At 70.1% G+C, this 20,691-nt stretch carries 18 protein-coding genes; 4 read left to right on the forward strand and 14 right to left on the reverse strand.

Features of this window, described 5'->3' with window-relative positions; translation table 11 throughout:
- Window positions 1-85 precede the first annotated feature (85 nt).
- From QNO11_RS06775 to rpsD, 10 genes are all read right to left on the reverse strand, one after another.
- Window positions 86-652, reverse strand: coding sequence for a GNAT family N-acetyltransferase (locus QNO11_RS06775; protein ID WP_257509829.1), 567 nt, complete (start codon window positions 650-652; stop codon window positions 86-88).
- Complete coding sequence (gene aroB / locus QNO11_RS06780; protein WP_257509828.1) at window positions 649-1,737, reverse strand: 3-dehydroquinate synthase; 1,089 nt, start codon at window positions 1,735-1,737, stop codon at window positions 649-651. The genes QNO11_RS06775 and aroB overlap by 4 nt, the downstream gene beginning before the upstream one ends.
- Complete coding sequence (locus tag QNO11_RS06785; RefSeq protein ID WP_257509827.1) at window positions 1,734-2,267, reverse strand: shikimate kinase; 534 nt, start codon at window positions 2,265-2,267, stop codon at window positions 1,734-1,736. Before QNO11_RS06785 ends, aroB begins: the two co-directional genes overlap by 4 nt.
- Window positions 2,264-3,475 (reverse strand): chorismate synthase, encoded by a 1,212-nt coding sequence (gene aroC, locus QNO11_RS06790; RefSeq protein ID WP_257509826.1) that lies wholly within the window; start codon window positions 3,473-3,475, stop codon window positions 2,264-2,266. The genes QNO11_RS06785 and aroC overlap by 4 nt, the downstream gene beginning before the upstream one ends.
- A 4-nt stretch (window positions 3,476-3,479) precedes the next feature.
- On the reverse strand, window positions 3,480-4,316 hold the full coding sequence (locus tag QNO11_RS06795; protein WP_257509825.1) for a shikimate dehydrogenase: 837 nt from the start codon (window positions 4,314-4,316) through the stop codon (window positions 3,480-3,482).
- A 2-nt stretch (window positions 4,317-4,318) separates the two neighbouring features.
- On the reverse strand, window positions 4,319-5,923 hold the full coding sequence (gene mltG, locus QNO11_RS06800; protein ID WP_257509824.1) for an endolytic transglycosylase MltG: 1,605 nt from the start codon (window positions 5,921-5,923) through the stop codon (window positions 4,319-4,321).
- Window positions 5,923-6,396 carry a Holliday junction resolvase RuvX gene (gene ruvX, locus QNO11_RS06805; protein WP_257509823.1) on the reverse strand — a complete coding sequence of 158 codons (474 nt, stop codon included), beginning with the start codon at window positions 6,394-6,396 and terminating at the stop codon, window positions 5,923-5,925. Before ruvX ends, mltG begins: the two co-directional genes overlap by 1 nt.
- Window positions 6,393-9,062 carry an alanine--tRNA ligase gene (gene alaS / locus QNO11_RS06810; protein WP_257509822.1) on the reverse strand — a complete coding sequence of 890 codons (2,670 nt, stop codon included), beginning with the start codon at window positions 9,060-9,062 and terminating at the stop codon, window positions 6,393-6,395. The genes ruvX and alaS overlap by 4 nt, the downstream gene beginning before the upstream one ends.
- Window positions 9,063-9,121: 59 nt before the next feature.
- Window positions 9,122-9,376, reverse strand: coding sequence for an ATPase (locus QNO11_RS06815; RefSeq protein WP_257509821.1), 255 nt, complete (start codon window positions 9,374-9,376; stop codon window positions 9,122-9,124).
- Between the two features lie 123 nt (window positions 9,377-9,499).
- Complete coding sequence (gene rpsD / locus QNO11_RS06820) at window positions 9,500-10,129, reverse strand: 30S ribosomal protein S4 (RefSeq protein WP_257509820.1); 630 nt, start codon at window positions 10,127-10,129, stop codon at window positions 9,500-9,502.
- A 279-nt stretch (window positions 10,130-10,408) separates the two neighbouring features.
- Between rpsD and QNO11_RS06825 the strand changes: the two genes are divergently transcribed.
- A complete protein-coding gene (locus tag QNO11_RS06825) occupies window positions 10,409-11,395 on the forward strand; it encodes a putative endonuclease domain-containing protein (RefSeq protein ID WP_257509819.1) in 987 nt (328 codons plus the stop codon).
- 182 nt (window positions 11,396-11,577) lie between these two features.
- On the opposite strand, the gene QNO11_RS06830 is transcribed toward QNO11_RS06825, so the two are convergent.
- Window positions 11,578-12,849 (reverse strand): replication-associated recombination protein A, encoded by a 1,272-nt coding sequence (locus tag QNO11_RS06830; RefSeq protein ID WP_306817439.1) that lies wholly within the window; start codon window positions 12,847-12,849, stop codon window positions 11,578-11,580.
- A 166-nt stretch (window positions 12,850-13,015) separates the two neighbouring features.
- Between QNO11_RS06830 and QNO11_RS06835 the strand changes: the two genes are divergently transcribed.
- The 3 genes from QNO11_RS06835 to QNO11_RS06845 all read left to right on the forward strand — a co-directional run bounded on the left by QNO11_RS06835 (window position 13,016) and on the right by QNO11_RS06845 (window position 15,656).
- The gene (locus QNO11_RS06835) at window positions 13,016-13,306 is read left to right on the forward strand and encodes a dioxygenase (protein WP_257509817.1); all 291 of its coding nucleotides are present in this window, start codon (window positions 13,016-13,018) and stop codon (window positions 13,304-13,306) included.
- Between the two features lie 408 nt (window positions 13,307-13,714).
- Window positions 13,715-14,992, forward strand: a complete 1,278-nt coding sequence (locus QNO11_RS06840; protein WP_306817438.1) for a DUF349 domain-containing protein — start codon at window positions 13,715-13,717, stop codon at window positions 14,990-14,992.
- Window positions 14,993-15,083: 91 nt separating this feature from the next.
- The gene (locus tag QNO11_RS06845) at window positions 15,084-15,656 is read left to right on the forward strand and encodes a type IV toxin-antitoxin system AbiEi family antitoxin (protein ID WP_257509815.1); all 573 of its coding nucleotides are present in this window, start codon (window positions 15,084-15,086) and stop codon (window positions 15,654-15,656) included.
- Here the strand turns inward: QNO11_RS06845 and QNO11_RS06850 are convergent.
- The 3 genes from QNO11_RS06850 to secD form a co-directional block, all read right to left on the reverse strand.
- Window positions 15,643-17,889, reverse strand: coding sequence for a RelA/SpoT family protein (locus QNO11_RS06850; protein ID WP_257509814.1), 2,247 nt, complete (start codon window positions 17,887-17,889; stop codon window positions 15,643-15,645). The genes QNO11_RS06845 and QNO11_RS06850 overlap by 14 nt on opposite strands.
- A 67-nt stretch (window positions 17,890-17,956) precedes the next feature.
- Entirely contained in the window at window positions 17,957-18,946 is a 990-nt protein-coding gene (gene secF / locus QNO11_RS06855; protein ID WP_257509813.1) for a protein translocase subunit SecF, read from the reverse strand.
- The gene (gene secD, locus QNO11_RS06860; RefSeq protein ID WP_257509812.1) at window positions 18,946-20,673 is read right to left on the reverse strand and encodes a protein translocase subunit SecD; all 1,728 of its coding nucleotides are present in this window, start codon (window positions 20,671-20,673) and stop codon (window positions 18,946-18,948) included. The genes secF and secD overlap by 1 nt, the downstream gene beginning before the upstream one ends.
- Window positions 20,674-20,691 lie beyond the last annotated feature (18 nt).

A 20,691-nucleotide genomic window follows, 5' to 3' on the forward strand; every position in this document is an offset into this window, starting at 1 on the left:
CTCCCGGAGACAGGCGATCTCACCGGCACAGGACGATCCACGCCGAAACGTCCTGTTCTGGGGAGTTCTCCTGTGCTGGGAAGTCTCAGTGGGGGTCGCGTGCGACCGGCAGGTCCCGTGCCATGACGATCTCCGGCCCGATCGGGCCGTCCAGGGTCTCCCCGGTGGGGATGAACCCGGCCCGCCGGTAGGCGGCCTGGGCGCGCGCGTTGTCGCGGTGCACGTCCAGGTGCACGCGGCGCAGCCCGACCGAACGCACCCAATCCGCCGCGGTGTCCAGCAGCAGGTCGATCGCGCCGGAGCCGCGACTGTCCGGCCGCACCCACACGCCGACGACATCGGCGCGGCGGTCGTCGACGAACCGGCCCAGGTGATCGGTCTGCCCGGTGGCCCGCACCAGCACGACGACGCTTCCCACCGGTTCGTCACCGAGGGTCGCGATGAACTGGGCAGCGGTCTCGCCGAGCGCGGCATCCGCGGTGCGCGACTGCCAGAACTCGTCGCTGCGTGCCGCGGTCGTGGCGTGGCTATCCAGGAATGCGATCGCCGCGTCGGGGTCCGCGGTGGCCGCCAACCGCAGCGCACGCACCTCACGCCATTCGTCGGCGCGGATGCGCCGCACCGACAGGCGAGGGTCGACAGCCCGGTTCACTCCGCGAGTTCCTGATACGCAGCGAACAGCAGCGAGTCGTCGGGCGCCTGCAGGACGGTGGGGCGGGCGATGTCGTCGAGCACGATGAAGCGCAACATGCCGCCGCGGGTCTTCTTGTCGCGCTGCATCGTCGCCAGCAGCTGTGGGAACGCGCCGGGGCGGTAACTGCGCGGCAGGCCCAGGATGCCGAGGATGTCCCGGTGCCGCTGCACCGCGGCATCCGGCAGGCGCCCTGCCAGCCGCGACAGCTCGGCGGCGAACATCATGCCCACCGAGACCGCCGCACCGTGACGCCACTGGTACCGCTCGGCGTGTTCGATCGCGTGGCCCAGGGTGTGGCCGTAGTTGAGGATCTCGCGCAGCCCCGCCTCGCGGAAGTCCTCACTGACGACGCGGGCCTTCATGTCGATCGCGAGCTCGATGCTGCGGCGGAACGAAGCGCTGGCGGGGTCGACGACGGCAACCGGGTCGGCCTCGATGAGATCGAGGATCTCGGGTGCCCAGATGAAACCGGCCTTCACGACCTCGGCGAACCCTGCCACCCGTTCGTTCGTGGCAAGGGTGTCCAGCAGCTCCAGGTCGCACAGCACCGCGTGCGGCGCCCAGAAGGCGCCGACGAGGTTCTTGCCCTCGGCGGTGTTGACCCCGGTCTTGCCGCCGACGGCGGCATCGACCATCCCGAGCACCGTGGTCGGCACCAGCACGACCTTCACGCCCCGCAGCCACGTCGCCGCGACGAAGCCGGCGACGTCGGTCACCGCTCCCCCGCCGAACCCGATGACGATGTCGGTGCGGGTGAAGTCGGCCTGCCCCATCACCTGCCAGCAGAAGGCGGCCACCTCGATGCGCTTACCCGCCTCCGCGTCGGGGATCTCCGCCAGCAGCACCTGCCGGCCCCCGCCGAGCGCGTCGGCCAGGGACAGGCGCAGGGCCTCGGCGGCATCCCGCAGTGTCGGCGGGTGCACGATCAGCAGCTTCTGCGCCTCGGCTGGTACGAATTCGGGGAGGCGCGAGAGGATGCCACGCCCGACCACGATGTCGTACTCGGCGTTCCCGGTCACCGAGATGGTGGTGGTGTCGGTCATGACTGCTCCTGGTTCGGCTCGGTGTCGCTGGCCCAGCGGACGACGGCGTCGACGACGTCCTGCAGTGGTCCGTGCGAGGTGTCGAAGGTCACGTCGGCGGTCGATTCGTACAGCGTGCGCCGTGCCTGGTAGATCGCCTGCCACTGGGCGATGGCGTCGTCGCCCTGCAGCAGCGGCCGCGAGGTCACGCGTCGGGACGAGCTGCGCAGTCGCGCCGCGATGGTCTCCGGGTCCACCGTCAGCAGCACGACGCGGTGGCCGGCGAGTTCGGTGCGGGTGTCGGGGTGCACCACGGCCCCGCCGCCGAGGGCGACGACCCCGCCCGCGGCGAGGGCGCGGTGCACCGCCTCCCGCTCGAGGGCACGGAAATGCGGCTCGCCGTAGTCGGCGAAGATCTGCTCGATGGCGCCGTGGTCGCGCACCACCGCGGCATCCGTGTCGGCGAACGGCATGCCCAGCCGCTTCGCGACCCGGCGCCCGACGCTCGTCTTGCCGGCACCCATCGGGCCGATGAGGACCAGGGCGCTCATGCCAGCGCGGAGTCGCTGGCTGTCGTCGTGCGCAGGGTCTCGGGGATCGCGGCGAGGTAGGCCTGAAGATTGCGGCGGGTCTCGCCGACGCTGTCGCCGCCGAACTTCTCCAGCACCACTTCGGCCAGCACGATCGCGGTCATCGCCTCAGCCACGACGCCGGCGGCAGGCACCGCGCACACGTCGGAGCGCTGGTGGTGCGCCGATGCGGCGTCGCCGGTGGTCACATCGACGGTCCGCAGCGAATGCGGCACGGTGGCGATCGGCTTCATTCCGGCTCGCACGCGCAGCACGGTGCCGGTGGACATGCCGCCCTCGGTGCCGCCGGCACGGTCGCTGGCGCGGGTGATGCCGGCACCCGTCGCGAACAGCTCATCGTGAGCGGCCGAACCGCGACGGCGCGTGGTCTCGAAGCCGTCGCCGACCTCGACGCCCTTGATCGCCTGAATGCTCATCAGCGCCTGCGCGAGCTTTGCGTCCAGGCGGCGGTCCCAGTGCACGTGGGAGCCCAGCCCGGGCGGCAGTCCGTAGGCGAGCACTTCCACGACGCCGCCGAGCGTGTCGCCGTCCTTGCGGGCGTCGTCGACTTCGGCGACCATCGCGGCGCTGGTGGCCTCGTCGAAGCAGCGCAGCGGGTCGGCGTCGAGCGCGTCGACGTCGCCGGGAGTGGGAAGTCTCGCGTCATCGGGCACGCGGACCGGCCCGATCGAGAGCGTGTGACTGACCAAGCGGATGCCGAGTTCGCCGAGGAACGCCCGGGCGACCGCTCCCAGCGCGACGCGTGCAGCCGTCTCTCGGGCGCTGGCGCGCTCCAGGATGGGACGGGCTTCGTCGAAGTCGTACTTCTGCATGCCGACCAGGTCGGCGTGACCGGGGCGGGGACGGGTGAGCGGGGCGCCGCGGCCGCGGGACATGTCGGTCAGGTCGACCGGGTCCGGGCTCATGACCTCGACCCACTTGGGCCACTCGGTGTTGCCGATGCGGATCGCGATCGGGCTGCCCAGGGTGAAGCCGTGGCGCACCCCCGACGAGATCGTCAGCTCGTCCTGCTCGAACTTCATGCGCGAGCCGCGACCGTAGCCGAGCTTGCGGCGGGCGAGGTCGGCTTGGATCGCGTCGCGTGAGATGGGCACGCCTGCGGGCAGGCCCTCCATGATGGCGACGAGTTCGGGGCCGTGGGATTCGCCGGCCGTGAGCACGCGGAGCATTCGCCTATCCTCCCACGAGCGCACGGCGCATTTCGGCGAGCACGGCCTGTTCGTCGGGCAGCACCGCTCCGGTGTCGCCGCCGGTGAACACCCGGACCTGCAGCAGGGCCTGGTGCAGCAGCATCCCTTCGCCCGACAGGGTCGGGTGCCCTGCCCGCGTCCAGGCATCCGACAATGCCGTCGGCCAGTGGCCGTAGACGACGTCCATCAGCAGACCCCCTGCCGCCGCGAGTGCGTTGGCGGATGCCGCGGCCACCCGCGCGTCCCCGGGGATCGTGGCGACGGTGACGGGCATGGGTGCGTGAGCGGCGGCATCCATCGGCACCGGCACCACCACGATCCCGAGCCGGTCTCCCAGCGCCTGCAGTGGGGCCACGGCGGCAGGGCGCCGCGCGACGATCTCGACGTGGCGGGCGCCGAGCTCGGCCAGCGCGGCCAGCGCCGAGGTGGCCGTCGCGCCGGCGCCGACGATGCGCGCCCCGTCGAGCGAGTCGACGCCCGCTTCGCGCAGGGCACGCACGATGCCGCCGGCATCGGTGTTGAACCCGCGCGGTCCATCGGCGTCCAGTAGCAGCGTGTTCACCGCGCCGGTCACTTCCGCGCAGTCATCCCGCCATTTCGCCGCGGCGAACGCGGCGCCCTTGAGGGGCATGGTCAGTGACAGCCCGCGCAAGCCGGAGCCGCGGGCGGCGAGGGTGTCGGCGAACGCCGCTTCGGGTACCCGCCGGCGCTCGAAGGTCCAATCCAGGCCCAGCGCCCGGTACGCCGCGGTGTGCAGTTGCGGCGACCGGCTGTGCGCGATCGGGTCGCCCCAGACCTCCAGTGCCGTGCGTTCAGTCACCCTCAGCAGCCTGAGTCGGGGTGGTCGGCACACCACTGCTGCCACTGCTTGACAGCCGCTTCGTGCTCGGCGCCGGTGTTCGTGAACACCGTCTCACCGGTATCGAGGTTCACCGTGACGAAGTACATCCAGGGGCCGTCGGCAGGATGCATGGCCGCATCGATAGCCAGATCGCCCGGGTTGGCGATGGGCCCGACCGGCAGACCGGGGTGCACGTACGTGTTCCACGGGTTGTCATCCTCGAGCGCCTCTTGCGAGGAGCTGACGGTGCCGTCGTGCATCTCGTTGAAGCCGTACTGCGCGGTGGAGTCCATCTGCAGCAGGCCCGAGGTCTCGGTGTTGTCGGGCGAGAGCCGGTTCTGGATGACGCGCGACACCTTGTAGAAGTCGTCCTCGAAACGCGCTTCCCGTTCGATGATCGATGCGATCGTGAGGATCTCGTGCCGGCGTTCCACCGGCACGCCCGCGTTGTCCAGCGATTGCACCGTGCGATCGACGAGCGTGCGGATGACGTCGGGCGCGGTGACTCCCGGGTCGAACGTGTAGGTCGCCGGGAACAGCCAGCCCTCGAGGCTGTCGCCGGGCACGCCGTAGTCGGCGGGGTTGGCCACGGCGGCCTGGAAATCTTCGATGGGAAGTTGCAGCCCGTCGGCCAGCGCCTGCAGCGAGTCCTCGACGGTGAGCCCTTCGCGCAGTTGTGCGGTGTCGGAGAGCTTGTTGGCCGGATCCAGCAGCGCCTCGAGGGCGGCGGCCGAGGTCATCCGCTGCTGCAGCTGGAAGACGCCGGGCTGGAACTCGGGGTTCTGGCCCGTCTCGATGAGATGGTCGTAGAACGCGTCGGGGGTCTTGGTGACGCCCGCTTCGAAGAGCTTCTGGGAGATCGGCTCGCCGGTGTCGCCGGAGATGATCGCGACGGTGGCCTCGCCGGTGGCCTCACCGGCGAGGTAGTCCTTCGGCTCCTCCCACCCCATGAGCTCGCGGATGGGTTCTTCGTAGGTGTTCCACACCCACAGCCCGCCGGCGGCGATACCGCCCAGCAGCAGCAGGACGATGCCCAGGGCGACCCAGCCGCCGATGCGGCGGCGGCGCTTGTTCGGTGGCGGTGGTGGGGCGCCCACCTCGTTGGTGGACACCTCGCCGGTGAACAGTGCGTCGAGCGTGGCGGTCGCGGCGGGGCGCGGCGCAGCGCGCAGCGGCGCGGGATCGCCGCTGGCCGTGACGGCAGCCGAAGCGGAAGGTGCGTCCGTTGCCGGCACGGATGCCGCGGCGGGCACGGGTGCCGGCGTCGACTCGGGTGACTCCGCGGGCACCGGTGCGACGGCCGTGGTGTCGCGCGTGGCGGCGCGGGCCGCGCGGCGCGAGATGGCACTGCCGAGCGTCGTGTTCGCGCCGGTGGTGGCGTCCGATCCCGTCGCGGGAGCGCTCCCGCTGGCGCCGTCTGCCACGGGCGGCTCGGCCACCCGGTCATCCGCCGTGGGGCCGGCCGTGGGGCCTCCCGCCGCCGGCGATTCCGTCGCCCGGGCGGCGCCGATACGGTGCCGGGGGTCGGGCAGCTTGCCGAACAGGTCGGCAAACGGATCGTCGAACGGTGTGGAAGGTGAGGGCATCAGGCGGGCTCCTGGGCCGGCGGTATCGGGGTTCCGGGCGGTCGCCCCGTGCTCTTCTCGACGTCGAGTGCATGCTGCAGCAACACGACCGCGGCGACCTGATCGACAATGCTACGAGAATCTCGCTGGGAACGCCCGCTTTGTCGCAAAGCCGCATGGGCCGAAACGGTGCTGAGCCGCTCATCGACGAGCCGCACCGCCGTGGCATCCGCCGCCGCAAGCTCCGCCGCGAACGCCCGCGCATCCGCCGTGGAGAGGGTGTCGTTGCCGCTGAGATTCAGCGGTAACCCCACCAGCAGTTCGACCGCGCCGTACTCGGCGGCGATCTCCCGCACGCGCGTCACCGCTCGCTCATCGCGCGGCACCGTCTCTACCGGGACCGCCAGCATGCCGTCGGGGTCGCTGCGTGCAACGCCCACGCGGGCCTTGCCCACGTCGACGCCGATCCGCACTCCCCGCCGAAAGCCGCTCACGCCGCCTGCGACTCCAGCGCGCTGGATATCGCCGTCAGTGCGGTCGGCAGCGCCGCGGCATCCGTTCCGCCGCCCTGCGCGACGTCATCGCGGCCGCCGCCGCCGCCGCCCAGTGCTGCCGCCGCCGCCTTGGCAAGGGTGCCTGCCTTGGCACCGGCGGTGCGCGCGGTGTCGTTGGTCGCCACGATCACGACGGCGCGGCCGCCGACGTCGGCGCCCAGCGCGACCACGGTGGCAGCGTCGGAGCCCAGGCGGTCGCGCACCTGCAGCGCGAGCGAGCGGACGTCGTCGGCGGAGCCGGCGGTGCCCAGAGACTGCGCGACGACCTGGAACCGGCCGATGCGCTGCGCGGATGCCACCAGCTGCGGGAGTCGCTCGCCCAGGGCGCGTGCCTCGAACTGCGCGATCTTCTTCTCCGCGGCCTTGAGGTTCGCGGCTAGTTCGGCGATGCGGGTCGGCAGCTGATCACGCGGGGTCTTCAGCGTGGTCGTCAGCTGCGACACGATGGCGCGCTCGGCGGCCAGTTCGCGGAACGCGTCCAAGCCCACCAGCGCTTCCACGCGGCGGTTGGAGGCACCCACCGACGACTCGCCGACGAGGTTCACCAGCCCGATCTCCGCGCTGGAGGACACGTGCGTGCCACCGCAGAGCTCGCGTGACCACGGGCCCCCGATGTCGACCATGCGCACCACGTCGCCGTACTTCTCACCGAACAGCGCCTGGGCGCCCAGTGACTTGGCCTCGCTCAGCGGCAGCACGCGCGTGGTGACCTCGAGGTTGTCGCGCACCGCGTTGTTGGCGATCTCTTCGATCTCGCTGCGCGTTTCGGGAGACAGCGACTGACCCCACGTGAAGTCGAAGCGGAGGTACCCGGCACGGTTGAGTGAACCCGCCTGGGTGGCGGAGGTGCCGAGGGTGTCGCGCAGTGCGGCGTGCACGAGGTGCGTCGCGGAGTGGGCCTGACGCGCGGCCCGCCGGTTGGCGGCATCCACGATCGTCGTCGCCGGTTGTCCGACACCGACCTCGCCTGTGGTCACCTCGACGGTGTGGCTGATGAGGCCCGCCACGGGGCGCTGCACGTCGATCACGTCGAGTTCGTAGCCCGGCCCGACGATGACGCCCTTGTCGGCGACCTGACCGCCGGACTCGGCGTACAGGGCCGTCTCGGCCAGGATGACCTCCGCGATCTGACCGGTGGTGGCGCGGTCGACCGAGGTGCCGTCGACGAGGATGCCGAGCACGCTCGACTCCGTCTCGAGGTCCGTGTAGCCGGTGAAGACCGTCTCGCCGTGCGCACGGAAGCTGCGGTAGATGCTGGTGTCCGCCAGGAGCCGCTTGCGGGACCGCGCGTCTGCCTTGGCACGGTCGCGCTGCTCCTTCATGAGGGAGTCGAACGCGGCACGGTCGACGGTCAGCCCCGCCTCTTCGGCGACCTCGAGGGTGAGGTCGATCGGGAAGCCGTAGGTGTCATGCAGCAGGAACGCCTCGGCACCGGCCATCGTCGTGCCGCCGGCCGCGCGGGTCTGCGCGAGCGAGTCGTCGAGAATGCTCTCCCCCGCTGCCAGCGTCCGCAGGAACGTCGCCTCTTCGGCGAGGGCGTACTGCGAGATGCGAGCCCAGTCGGTCTGGACCTCGGGGTAGGCGTCCTTCATCGCGTCGCGGGAGGCGGCGAACAGGTCGGCGAAGGTGGGACCTTCGACGCCCAGCAGGCGCATCGAGCGGATGGCGCGGCGCATGAGCCGGCGCAGGATGTAGCCACGGCCGTCGTTGGCGGGGGTGACCCCGTCGGCGAGCAGCATGAGCGACGAGCGGACGTGGTCGGCGATGACGCGGAAGCGCACATCGTCTTCGTGGTTCGCGCCGTACGTGCGGCCCGACAGGGCGACCGCCTTGTCGAGCACCGGACGGACCTGGTCGGTCTCGTACATGTTGTCGACGCCCTGCTTGATGAACGCGATGCGCTCCAGGCCCATGCCGGTGTCGATGTTCTTGTTGGGCAGGTCGCCGACGATGTCGAAGTCGTACTTCGAGCGGACGTTGGTGATCTCGTACTGCATGAACACGAGGTTCCAGATCTCCACGTACCGGTCGTCATCGGTGGCGGGGCCGCCGTCGATCCCGTAGGCGGGGCCCCGGTCGAAGAAGATCTCCGAGCAGGGTCCGGCCGGACCGGGCAGGCCCGTGCTCCAGTAGTTCGTGTCCTTGCCCAGCCGCTGGATGCGATCCGCGGGCAGGCCGGCGATCTGCTGCCACAGCGCGAACGCCTCGTCGTCTTCTTCGTAGACGGTGACCCAGAGGTCCTTCGCGTCGAACCCCAGGCCGCCGTCGGCCTCAGACGTCGTCAGCAGCTCCCAGGCGTAGCGGATCGCGCCTTCCTTGAAGTAGTCGCCGAACGACCAGTTGCCGAGCATCTGGAAGAACGTGCCGTGACGAGGAGTCTTGCCGACCTCTTCGATGTCGTTCGTGCGCAGGCACTTCTGCACGTCGGCGACGCGCGTGTACGGAGCGGGGACGTCACCGCTGAGGTACGGGATGAACGGCACCATTCCCGCCACGGTGAACAGCAGGGCGGGGTCGTCGGTCACGAGCGAGGCGGACGGCACGATGACGTGGCCGTTCTTCTCGAAGTAGTCGAGGTAGCGCTGGGCGATCTCAGCGGTCTTCATTCGGGTGTCCTCGAAGGCAGGGTCCAGCCCCGCAACGGAGGTCGGACGGGTGGGGGAAGTCAGTCAGCGGCCGGCGTGGCGGCAGCAGGCGTTGCGGCAGAGACGGCGGAGACGGCGGCGGACGTGGCGGCGTCGACGACCTCTGTCAGGCGCGCCTCCTGCTCGCGGTAGGCGTCGCCGATGCGGTCGGTGAACTCAGAGACGCGGGCGTCGAGGTCGGCCATCACCTCGTGCCCGCGCGGGTCCTTGTCGATCAGGTGCGCCAGGACGAAGCCACCGGCGATTCCCAGGACGAACCACACCAGTTTCTTCACGTCACCACATCCTCGTTTTACGCGCCGCGTTCGGTGGCGCGGTTCAATGTTAGGTGCAAACGGCGAAGGGCGCCGGGTTGCCCCGACGCCCTCCACTCGTAACCTTCGCGGTCTGACCGGGGGTCAGCGCGCGGCGTAGTACTCGACGACGAGCTGCACGTCACACGTGACGGGCACCTCAGCGCGCTTCGGGCGACGCACGAGGCGCGCCTGCAGCTTGTCGAGCTCAACCTCGAGGTAGCCCGGAACGGGGGGCAGAACCTCGGCGTGGCCGCCGGCGGCAGCGACCTGGAAAGGCTCGATGCTCTCGCTCTTGGCACGGACGTGGATGAGCTGACCCGGCTTCACGCGGAACGACGGGCGGTCCACGGTCTGGCCGTCGACCAGGATGTGGCGGTGCACGACGAGCTGGCGGGCCTGTGCGGTGGTGCGGGCGAAGCCGGCACGCACGACGAGGGCATCCAGTCGCATTTCGAGCAGCTCGACGAGGTTCTCACCCGTCAGGCCGTCCTTGCGGCGGGCCTCGTTGAACGTGTTGCGCATCTGCTTCTCGCGGATGCCGTACTGCTCGCGCAGACGCTGCTTCTCGCGGAGACGGACGGCGTAGTCGCTGTCCTGCTTGCGCTTGGTGCGGCCGTGCTCACCGGGAGCGTAGGGACGCTTCTCGAGGTAGCGGGCGGCCTTCGGGGTCAGAGCGATGCCGAGGGCGCGTGACAGACGCACCTTACGGCGGTCCTGGGACTTCGTAGCCACGAAGTGATCCTTCCGATGACGTGGCCGCGTCTTTCGCGGCTCACGGACGTATCGCCTCTCCTCGCCCTATCCGGACTGCACGCCGGGGCACGCCGGTAGGTGTTCAAGAGAAGAGGGGATGCCCGAAAACTGGGTTTCGAGCCGGTCAAGCCTAACAGATCAGCCCTCGGAGCGATCTGAGTGCGGGCGTGCTCTGCACAGGGGCAGGATGTGACAGGTTCTCCACGATGCGGGGTGCTCGGGTGACGGGTGGGTCGCCCGGCCGACGAGAGTGGGCGGATGCCACTCCCCGCACCGCTCCCACCCGGCCTCGGGGACGTGTTCGCGCGCGCCGACGCCGTCGCAGCGGGGGTCACCGCGCGCCGCCTGCGGGCGAGGGATCTGCAGGCGCCCTTTCGCGGCATCCGGGAACGGATGCCGCCGGCGCCCGACCGCGAGGCGGCGGCAGCCGAGGTCGAACCAGCGACGCTGGACGTCGTGTTTCGTGAGCAGGTGCTGCGGTGCGCTCGCGCCTACGTGCCGGTCATGGCGCCGCACGCGTTCTTCGCGGCCCGCACCGCGGCGGTGATCCACGGGCTCCCGCTGGAGCCCGGCGAGGACCTCGACGTCGCCGTCGTCGCCCCGCACCGGGCGCCGCGGCGGCGCGGCATCCGCGGCACGAAGGTGGATGCCGCGTTGGTCGCGGTGCGCGAGCACGCCGGGCTGCGGGTGACCAGTCCCGCATCGACCTGGGCCATGCTCGGTGCCGAACTGGGTGTGCGCGAGCTCGTGCGCCTGGGCGACGCGATCGTGCGTGTCCCCCGCGACGCGGGCGGCGCTCCCCTGCCGCCGGAGCGCCTCGGCAGCCTGGCGCAACTGACCGCCGCGGCGGCCGCAGGCCGGCGACGCGGCGCGGCCAGCCTGCGGGAGGCGCTGACGCTCATCCGGGTGGGCAGCAGCTCACCGCTGGAGACCGACTTCCGCCTCGATGCCGCCGCGGCGGGGCTTCCCGACCCTGAGTTGGACGTCGAGATCCGCGACCGGCGTGGGCGCCTGCTCGGCATCAGCGAGTTCGCGTATCCGCAGTTCGGTACCGTCGTGGAGGTCGAGGGCGACCACCACCGCACCAATCGCCGGCAGTGGAACCGCGACATCGAGAAGTACGCGGCCTACGTCGCCGAAGGGTGGGAGGTGGTCAGGCTCACGTCCCTGCACATCCGCGGGCGGCATCCTCGCGCCGTCGACATCGTGGCCGGCGTCCTGCGTCGCCACGGCTGGCGCGGTTAGTGCCCGCGCTTCGAGTGGCAGCTGTTGTCGCTGCGGGCGCGCGGCAGCGGCACGAACTGCCACCTGAACGATGCAGGACCCGGTTCAGGTGGCAGTTGTGGTCGCTTGTCGTGCGCGCAAGCGGCACGAACTGCCACCTGAACGCGAGCGGCGGGCGGATGCCACGGCGCGCGGGCCAGCGGCTACTCGCCGAGGATCTTGCGGATCTTCTCCACGCGCGCGGCGATGTCGCGTTCCTGGCCGCGGGCGGTCGGCTCGTAGTAGCGCCGCCCTCGCAGCTCATCGGGCAGGTACTGCTGGCGGGCCACCCCCACCTCGGTGTCGTGCGGGTACACGTACCCCTTGCCGTGGCCGAGGCGCTTGGCGCCGGGGTAGTGGGCGTCGCGCAGGTGCAGCGGCACCCGGCCGAACCCGCCGGCGCGGACGTCCGCGATGGCCTTGTCGATCGCGAGGTATGCCGCGTTGGACTTCGCCGTGGTCGCAAGGTACGCGGTGGCCTCGGCGAGCGGGATGCGGCCTTCCGGCATCCCGATGAAGGCGACGGCGTCGGCGGCGGCGACCGCTATGCGCAGCGCTTGCGGATCGGCCAGGCCGATGTCCTCGGCGGCGGAGATCACCAGCCGCCGCGCGATGAACCGGGGGTCCTCCCCCGCCTCGATCATGCGGGCGAGGTAGTGCAGCGAGGCATCCACATCGGAGCCGCGGATCGATTTGATGAACGCGCTGATGACGTCGTAGTGCTCGTCGCCCTGTCGGTCGTACCGCAGCAGCGCCCGGTCGACCGCCTGCGCGACGTGCTCGGAAGTGATCTCGGCAGGGCCGTCACCGTCGGGCTCAGCCATGGATGCCGCAGCCTCCAGCGCCGTCAGCGCGCGGCGTGCGTCGCCCGAGGCCAGCCGGATGAGCGCGGCGCGGGCGTCGTCGTTCAGCGTGACGGCCCCGGCGAGCCCGCGCGCGTCGGTCACGGCGCGGTCCACGAGCAGCCCGAGGTCCTCGTCGGTGAGCGGCTGCAGGGTCAGCAGCAGCGACCGCGACAGCAGCGGCGAGATCACCGAGAACGACGGGTTCTCGGTGGTCGCCGCGATGAGCACGACCCAGCCGTTCTCCACGCCGGGCAGCAGCGCGTCCTGCTGCGCCTTGGTGAAGCGGTGGATCTCATCGAGGAACAGGATCGTGGACTGGCCGTAGAGGTCGCGTTGGGTCAGCGCCTCCTGCATCACCTCGCGCACGTCCTTGACGCCGGCGGTCACGGCCGACAGCTCCACGAAGCGGCGGCCGGAGGACCGGGCGACCGCCTGCGCAAGCGTCGTCTTGCCGGTGCCGGGAGGGCCCCAGAGGATGACGGAGGATGCCGCGGCGCCGCGGGTCTCCGTCGATGCGAGCGCGACCAGCGGCGAGCCGGGGCGCAGCAGATGGCGCTGTCCGGCGACCTCGTCGAGCGAGACAGGGCGCATGCGGACGGGCAGCGGCGTCTGGCCCTGGAAGAGCGCCGTGGGGGTTGTCACTCCTCCAGGCTAATCGCGCCCGCCGACGCCGGCGCCGCGCGCCGTTTTGCGGCACGCTTTCAGGGCCGCGTAGGCTCAGGCGCAGCCCGGGCACCCGGGATCGAGGGAGGGTTCCGTGGCAGCTGCGGCGAAGGGGCACGTCGATCGTGCCGCACGGGAGCGAGCGCGGGTCTATCAGGCACGCCAGGAGTACCACCGCGGGCAGGCTCGCCGCCGTGTTCGCGACAACGTGATCGCCGGCGTCGCCGGTGGCGCCCTCGCGCTGGCCATCATCGGCGGACAGGTGCTGTACTACACCGCAGGCCCCGGCGTACCCGAGCCGGAGCCGACCCCCACCCCGACACAGACCCCCATGCCGCCGACGCCCGAGCCAACGCCTACCCCTGAGCCGACAACCACCCCCTGACCCGGGCCCCCTGCCGTACTAGGCTGTGAGCCGACCACCAGCGAAGGCGGCGTAAGCCGCGACGAGGACTATTCCGTGAACGCCGCAGCAGAGCCCACCGACACCCCCGACACCGACGCGCCCACCAGTGACGCACCCGAGACGGGTGAAGCCGTCGCGCCCGAGGCGCCGGCTGTGGCCGAGCCCGAAGCCACCGAGCCTCCTCAGACCGAGGAAGCCGCGGTCGCCGAAACGCCCGCCGAAGAGCCCGCGGCTGAAGAGCCCGCAGCCGACGAGCCCGCGGCTGAAGAGCCCGCAGCAGACGAGCCCGCGGCTGAAGAGCCCGCAGCAGACGAGCCCGCAGCTGAAGAGCCCGCAGCCGACGAGTCGGCAGCGCCCGCCCCGACTCCTGCTCCGGGACCGCGTCCGATGCCCCGCGCACCCCAGACGGCCGTCAAGCCCGTCACCACCCCGTCGGCTCCGGCCGCCGCGTGGGGCCGCGTCGACGATGACGGCACCGTGTCGGTGCGCGAGGGCGAATCCTGGCGCGTCGTCGGCCAGTACCCTGACGGCACGCACGAAGAGGCCCTGGCCTACTTCGAGCGCAAGTTCACCGACCTGGCCAGCGAAGTCACGCTGCTGGAGGTGCGTCACCGCCGCGGCGGCGCATCCGCTGCTGACCTGCGCTCGGCCGTGGCGCTGGTGCGCGGCAAGCTGACCGATGCCATGGCCGTCGGCGACCTCGCCGCGCTGAACGCCCGCGTGGACGCGTTGGATGCCGAGCTGGCCGAGGCATCCGAGTCCGAAGTCGCCGCAGCCCGCGAAGCCGTCGATCAGGCGGTGGTCCACCGCACCCATCTCGTGGAGCAGGCCGAGGCCCTCGCTGCCCGCGACCCCCGGTCGGTGCAGTGGAAGCAGGCCACAAGCGAGATGTCGGAGCTGTTCGACAAGTGGCAGGCGCACCAGCAGACCGGTCCGCGGCTTCCCAAGTCGCAGGCGCAGGCCCTGTGGAAGCGATTCCGCGACGCACGTGCGATCGTCGACAAGCACCGCCGCGAGTTCTACGCCGAGCTCGATGAGACGCACAAGGTCGCCCGCGACCGGAAGACCCGGCTGGTGGAGCGGGCCGAAGCGCTCGCCCCGCGTGGGGAAGACGGCATCGCCGCCTACCGCGACCTGCTCGACGAGTGGAAGAACTCCGGTCGTGCCGGCAAGAAGGTCGACGACGCGCTGTGGGCACGGTTCAAGGCCGCCGGTGACGCGCTGTACGGCGCCCGCGCCGAGCGTGAGCACGCGGATGTCGAGGCATCGCGGGAGAAGATCGACGCCCGTCGCGCCCTGCTGGTCGAGGCTGCAGCGGTGTCCGACGAGAAGAACATCGCCAAGGCCCGCCAGTTGCTCACCGCCATCCAGCGCCGCTGGGACGACATCGGGCGCATCTTCCCGCGCGAAGCGGAACGGGCCCTCGACGACGACCTCCGCAAGATCGAGCAGGCGTTGCAGACCCGCGAGCAGACCGACTGGAAGCGCAACAACCCCGAGACGAAGGCGCGTGCCAACGACATGACGCGTCAGCTCAACGACGCCATCGAGAAGCTCGAGGCCGAGGTCGAGGCTGCCCGCAAGGCCGGCGACGCCCGTGCCGAGGCCGCCGCCACTGAGGCGCTGGCCGCCCGCAAGGCGTGGTTGTCGGCACTCGGCGGCTGACGCTTCCCGCACAGCGCTCACACGGCCCCGACTGTCCACAGTCGGGGCCGTTGCGCGTCCGGGCAGCGGCCCGATGCGCGACGATGGCGACATGGCGTCGCCGTTCCTCTACTTCCCCGGTGGGCCGCTGTCGGCTGCCGAACTGGCGGCGGCGCGCCTGGACGGCGACGTCGTGGAAGTCGGCGAGGGCTACATGCCCGCCGATGCCGTCGAGACCTACGAACTGCGTGCCGGTTCGCTCGCCCCGCTGGTGGGCGACGCTCTCGCCGCGACCCACCTCAGCGCGGCCTGGGTGCACGGTGCACTGGACGAGCCGCCGACCCGCCACGCCGTGCAGCGCATCACGGTGCGTCGCCTGTCGCAGGTGATCGATCTGCGGGTGCGTTACCGTGACCTGCGGCTGCCGCCCGAGGACGTCACGGTCATCTGCGGCGTCGCCGTCACCACTCCCGCGCGCACGCTGGCCGACCTCGTCCGCTCCCGCGACGACGCCGACCGTGCCGGAGCGCTGCGCATGATCTCCCATCGACCCGCCCTCATCGACGCCGCGCTGGCGTGGCTGGCCCTGAGCGGACCGGTGCACGACAAACGACCGGCAGCTCAGTTCCTGCGCGAGCGTCGGGAGGACGCGAACGTCGGGTGCCCGATGGTCAGGACGAGGTGACGCGGTAGACGTCGTAGACGGCGTCGATGCGGCGAACCGCGTTCAGTACGCGGTCCAGATGCACGGTGTCGCCCATCTCGAACACGAAGCGGCTGATCGCCAGCCGGTCGTTGGTCGTCGAGACGCTCGCCGAGAGGATGTTGACGTGATGCTCGCTGAGCACACGGGTCACGTCGCTGAGCAGGCCGGAGCGATCGAGGGCCTCCACCTGGATGTGCACCAGGAACAGGCTCTTGGTCGTGGGGGCCCACTCGACATCGATGAGTCGCTCGCGATCGGCCATGAGCGCCTGCACGTTCGTGCAGTCCGCCCGGTGCACCGAGACCCCGCTGCCGCGCGTGACGAAGCCGATCACCTGATCGCCGGGCACCGGAGTGCAGCACTTCGCCAGCTTGACGAGGATGTCCGGTGCGCCGCGTACGAGGATGCCGGAGTCACTGCTGCGCGGCTGGCGGGACCGACCGACGTGCGGTAGGTCGATGGGACCGGTCGTGGTGTCGTGGCTGACCAGCGAGGTGACCTTCTCGATCACCGACTGGGTGGAGACGTGCCCCTCGCCGACAGCGGCGTACAGTGCCGACACGTCCTCGTAGCGCAGCTGGTGCGCGACATCGGCGAACGAGTCCTGACTCATCAGACGCTGCAGCGGCAGGTTCTGGCGGCGCATCGCCCGTGCGATGGCCTCCTTGCCCTGCTCGATCGCCTCTTCGCGGCGCTCCTTGGTGAACCAGCCGCGGATCTTGCTGCGCGCACGCGTGCTCTTGACGAAGCTCAGCCAGTCCTGGCTGGGGCCGGCATCGGGGTTCTTCGAGGTGAACACCTCGACAACGTCGCCGCTCTTGAGCTCGGACTCCAGCGGCACCAGGCGGCCGTTGACCTTCGCACCCATGGTGCGGTGGCCCACTTCCGTGTGCACGGCGTACGCGAAGTCGACCGGGGTGGCCCCGGCGGTCAGTCCGATCACGCGACCCTTGGGCGTGAAGACGTAGACCTCTTTCGCGCCGATCTCGAAGCGCAGCGAGTCCAGGAACTCCCCCGGGTCGGCCGTCTCGGCCTGCCAGTCGGAGATGTGGGCGAGCCACGCCATGTCGGATTCGACCGACTTGGGGTCGATCTTCCCGCCGGCCATCCGCTCCTTGTACTTCCAATGCGCCGCAACGCCGTACTCGGCCTGCTGGTGCATCTCGTTGGTGCGGATCTGGATCTCCACCGTGCGTCCGCCAGGACCGATGACGGTCGTGTGCAGCGACTGATAGAGATTGAACTTGGGCGTGGCGATGTAGTCCTTGAACCGGCCGGGCAGCGGCGTCCAGCGGGCATGCAGGGCGCCGAGCACGGCATAGCAGTCGCGCACGGTGTTCACCAGAACGCGGATGCCGATGAGGTCGTAGATGTCGTCGAACTCGCGACCTCGGACGACCATCTTCTGGTACACGGAGTACAGCTGCTTGGGGCGGCCCATGATGCGGCCGCGGATGCGCAGTTCCCGCAGATCCGACTCGACGGCTTCGATCACGGACTGCACGTACTGCTCGCGCTGCGGGGTGCGCTGTTTGACGAGACTGTCGATCTCGGCGTAGAGCTTCGGGTGCAGCACCGCGAACGAGAGGTCTTCCAGCTCTGACTTCACAGCCTGGATGCCGAGCCGATGTGCCAGCGGAGCGTAGATCTCGAGAGTCTCGGTCGCCTTCTTCTGCGCCTTCTCGGGCGGGACGAATCCCCACGTGCGCGCGTTGTGCAGGCGGTCGGCCAGCTTGATCAGCAGCACGCGGATGTCGCGCGACATCGCGACGATCATCTTGCGCACGGTCTCGGCCTGTGCCGCATCGCCGTACTTGACCTTGTCGAGCTTGGTGACGCCGTCCACGAGCATCGCGACTTCGTCGCCGAAGTCGGCGGTGAGCTGGTCAAGCGGGTAGTCGGTGTCCTCGACGGTGTCGTGCAGCAGGGCGGCGGCGATCGCGCGAGGTCCCAGACCCAGGTCGGCGAGGATCTGCGCGACGGCGAGGGGGTGGGTGATGTACGGCTCGCCACTCTGCCGCTTCTGACCCTCGTGGGCCTGATCGGCGGTCGCGTAGGCGCGTTCGATGATCGCCAGATCACCCTTGGGGTGATGCGTCCGCACCGTGCGCAGCAGTTGGTTGACGTCATCGCGACGCGCCGCGCGCGAGAAGATGCGGGGTACGAGGCGGCGCAGTGACGACGTTTGGGCGGCAGGCACCGTCTCTGTCATGTGCTCACCTCCGGTTAACTGTCAACCCGCTTATTCTACGTCCGGCCGGTTGGCGAACGCCTGAACGTCACTCTTCGCCGAGAGCGAGGGCACGCGCTGCGCGCGTCCGGGCATCGCGTTCCTTGATCGCCGGCTCGCTCTCGCGCAGCAGCGAGTAAAGCGGTGCAGCGACGAACAGGGTGGAGTATGCCGCGACGATCGTGCCGACGAAGATCGACAGCGAGATGTCGGTGAGGGTCTGCGCACCGAGCCACAGCGCACCGATGAACAGGATCGCGCCGGTGGGGAGGATCGCCACGATCGTGGTGTTGATCGAGCGCACCAGGGTCTGGTTCACCGCGAGGTTGACCGATTCGCCGAAGAGGCGCCCGGACATCTCGCCGTCCTCCAGCGTGTTCTCCCTGATCTTGTCGAACACCACCGTCGTGTCGTACAGCGCGTAGGAGAGGATCGTGAGGAACCCGATCACCGCCGCCGGGGAGATCTCGAACCCGCAGAGGGCGTAGACGCCCACCGTGATGATCAGCACGTCGACCAGGCCGATGATGGCCGCGGCCGACATCTTCCAGGTGCGGAAGTACAGCGCGAGGATCAGGAAGGTCAGCGCGAGGAAGATCGCCAGGCCCCACAGCGACTGACGGGTGACATCGGCGCCCCAGCTGGGACCGATGAACGAGGAAGTCACCTCGGCCGCATCGACGCCGTAGGCCTGCGCGAGGGCGGCGGAGACATCGAACGTCTCGGCATCCGTCATCTGGTCGGTCTGCACGCGGATCGCTTCGCCGCCGATGGTCGTGACCTTCGTCGTGGCGTCGGGGACGACCGACTGCACTGCTTCGGTTGCCAGCGCCTGGTCGGTCTCGGCGACGTTGGAGACGGTGAACTGCGAGCCGCCGGTGAACTCGATCGAGAACTGGATGGGGCGCAGCAGCGGCACCAGGGCCGAACCGATCACCAGGATGGCCGCGAGGATGAACCACACGCGACGCTTGCCAACGAACGGGAACGAGGTCTTGCCGGTGTAGAGGTCGTTGCCGACGCTGCTCATGGTGCGCATCAGTGGTCGCCCTCCTTCGTGCGGATCGAATCGCTTCCGCGCTTGCTGGCGGCCAACTCGGCTTGCTTGCGCTCGGCGATCGTCTGCCGCCGTTCGGCCTCGCCCTTGGCGCGGCTCGCGCGCTTTCCGGCCGCGCCCTTGGCCGCGATCGTGGGATTGCGGAACTGCGCGCGCCCCCGGTAGACCGCGCCGAGCGCTTCGGGATCGAGCCCGGAAAGCGGATGGCCGGACCCGAAGAACCGGGTGCGGGCGAGCAGTTGCAGCACCGGGTGGGTGAACAGGATGAAGATGACGATGTCGATGACGGTGGTCAGCCCCAGCGTGAAGGCGAAGCCCTTGACCGTGGCATCGGCAAGCACGTACAGCACGACGGCGGCGAGGATGTTGATCGACTTGGAGATGTAGATCGTGCGCTTCGCGCGGCCCCAGCCGTCTTCCACCGCGCCGGTGATGCTCTTGCCGTCGCGCAACTCGTCACGGATTCGTTCGAAGTACACGATGAACGAGTCGGCGGTGAAGCCGATCGAGACGATCACACCCGCGACGCCGGCCAGCGACAGGCGGAAGCCCATCCGCCACGCCAGGATGCACAGGGCGAGGTAGGTGAGCACGCCCATGACCAGCAGGGAAGCGATGATGATGAACCCGAGCGCGCGGTAGACCACGACCGAGTACAGCGCCACGAGCGCCAGACCGATCAGGCCGGCGATCAGACCGATCTGCAGTTGCTGCGAGCCGAGCGTGGCCGAGATCGTGCTGGAGCTTTGCACCTCGAAGCTCAGCGGCAGGGCGCCGTACTTGAGCTGGTCGGCGAGGGTCTGGGCCGACTCCTGCGTGAAGCTGCCGGTGATCTGCGGCTTGCCGTCGAGGATCACGGCGTTCATCGACGGAGCAGACAGCACGTCGCCGTCCAGCACGAACGCGAACTGGTTCAGCGGTGCGGTCTGGTTGTACAGCCGCTGGCTGATCTTGCCGAACGTGTCGGTGCCCTCGTTGTCGAAGACGAGGTTCACGGCCCACTGGCCGTTCTGCTGCACGATGCCGTGACTCGCATCGGAGATCGCCGAACCGTCCAGCTCTACCGGGCCCAGGAGGTACTTGACCGTGCCCGACGGGTCACAGGTGATCAGCGGCTCGTTCGCCGGCGCCGACGCGGGGTCGTTCGCCGGATCCGCGCAGTCGTAGGCGAGGAACGCGGCCTCCAGGGCCGGGGTCACCCACGCCATGTCGCTACCGTTTGTGGGCTCGGTGGTGGGCTCGGACGGCAGTGCCGGGTCCGGAGTGGGATAGGGCGTCTCGGCGCCGTCTTCGCCGACGAACGTGTTCGCCGGCGCGCCGGTGTACAGCACGGCGCGCAACTGCAGCTGAGCGGAGCGCTCGATGCGCTCCCGTGTCGCCTCGTCGGCCTCACCGGGGATCTGCACCACGATGTTGCGGCCACCCTCGGTGGTCACATCCGCCTCGCCGACGCCGGAGGCATCCACGCGCTGACGGATGATCGTCACCGCCTGGTCCATCTGCTCGGCAGTGGGATTGGCGCCGTCCTCGGTCTGCGCCTCCAGGACGATCTGGGTGCCGCCCTGCAGGTCGAGGGCGAGTTCGGGGAGCCAGGAGCTCTTGCCGAACACGTGCACGCCGAGCGCGTTGATGCCGAACATGATGGCGGTGATGACCAGGAGTCCGGTCAGTGCGCGCCAGGCATGCCGGACGGGAGTGGGAGTGGCCACGAGTGGTCAGCTTTCTCG

The sequence above is a fragment of the Microbacterium sp. zg-B96 genome, assembly GCF_030246865.1.
In the GTDB taxonomy this organism is placed as follows: Bacteria; Actinomycetota; Actinomycetes; order Actinomycetales; family Microbacteriaceae; genus Microbacterium.

What these genes read in the sequence shown, in the direction of transcription:
- QNO11_RS06830 (WP_306817439.1), bottom strand. Translation starts at nt 12,849, where the DNA reads ATGCGCCCTGTCTCGCTCGACGAGGTCGCCGGACAGCGCCATCTGCTG.
- alaS (WP_257509822.1), bottom strand. Translation starts at nt 9,062, where the DNA reads ATGAAGACCGCTGAGATCGCCCAGCGCTACCTCGACTACTTCGAGAAG.
- mltG (WP_257509824.1), bottom strand. Translation starts at nt 5,923, where the DNA reads ATGCCCTCACCTTCCACACCGTTCGACGATCCGTTTGCCGACCTGTTC.
- QNO11_RS06840 (WP_306817438.1), top strand. Translation starts at nt 13,715, where the DNA reads ATGCCCCGCGCACCCCAGACGGCCGTCAAGCCCGTCACCACCCCGTCG.
- aroC (WP_257509826.1), bottom strand. Translation starts at nt 3,475, where the DNA reads ATGCTCCGCGTGCTCACGGCCGGCGAATCCCACGGCCCCGAACTCGTC.
- QNO11_RS06825 (WP_257509819.1), top strand. Translation starts at nt 10,409, where the DNA reads ATGCCACTCCCCGCACCGCTCCCACCCGGCCTCGGGGACGTGTTCGCG.
- QNO11_RS06850 (WP_257509814.1), bottom strand. Translation starts at nt 17,889, where the DNA reads ATGACAGAGACGGTGCCTGCCGCCCAAACGTCGTCACTGCGCCGCCTC.
- QNO11_RS06845 (WP_257509815.1), top strand. Translation starts at nt 15,084, where the DNA reads ATGGCGTCGCCGTTCCTCTACTTCCCCGGTGGGCCGCTGTCGGCTGCC.
- aroB (WP_257509828.1), bottom strand. Translation starts at nt 1,737, where the DNA reads ATGACCGACACCACCACCATCTCGGTGACCGGGAACGCCGAGTACGAC.
- QNO11_RS06785 (WP_257509827.1), bottom strand. Translation starts at nt 2,267, where the DNA reads ATGAGCGCCCTGGTCCTCATCGGCCCGATGGGTGCCGGCAAGACGAGC.
- secF (WP_257509813.1), bottom strand. Translation starts at nt 18,946, where the DNA reads ATGCGCACCATGAGCAGCGTCGGCAACGACCTCTACACCGGCAAGACC.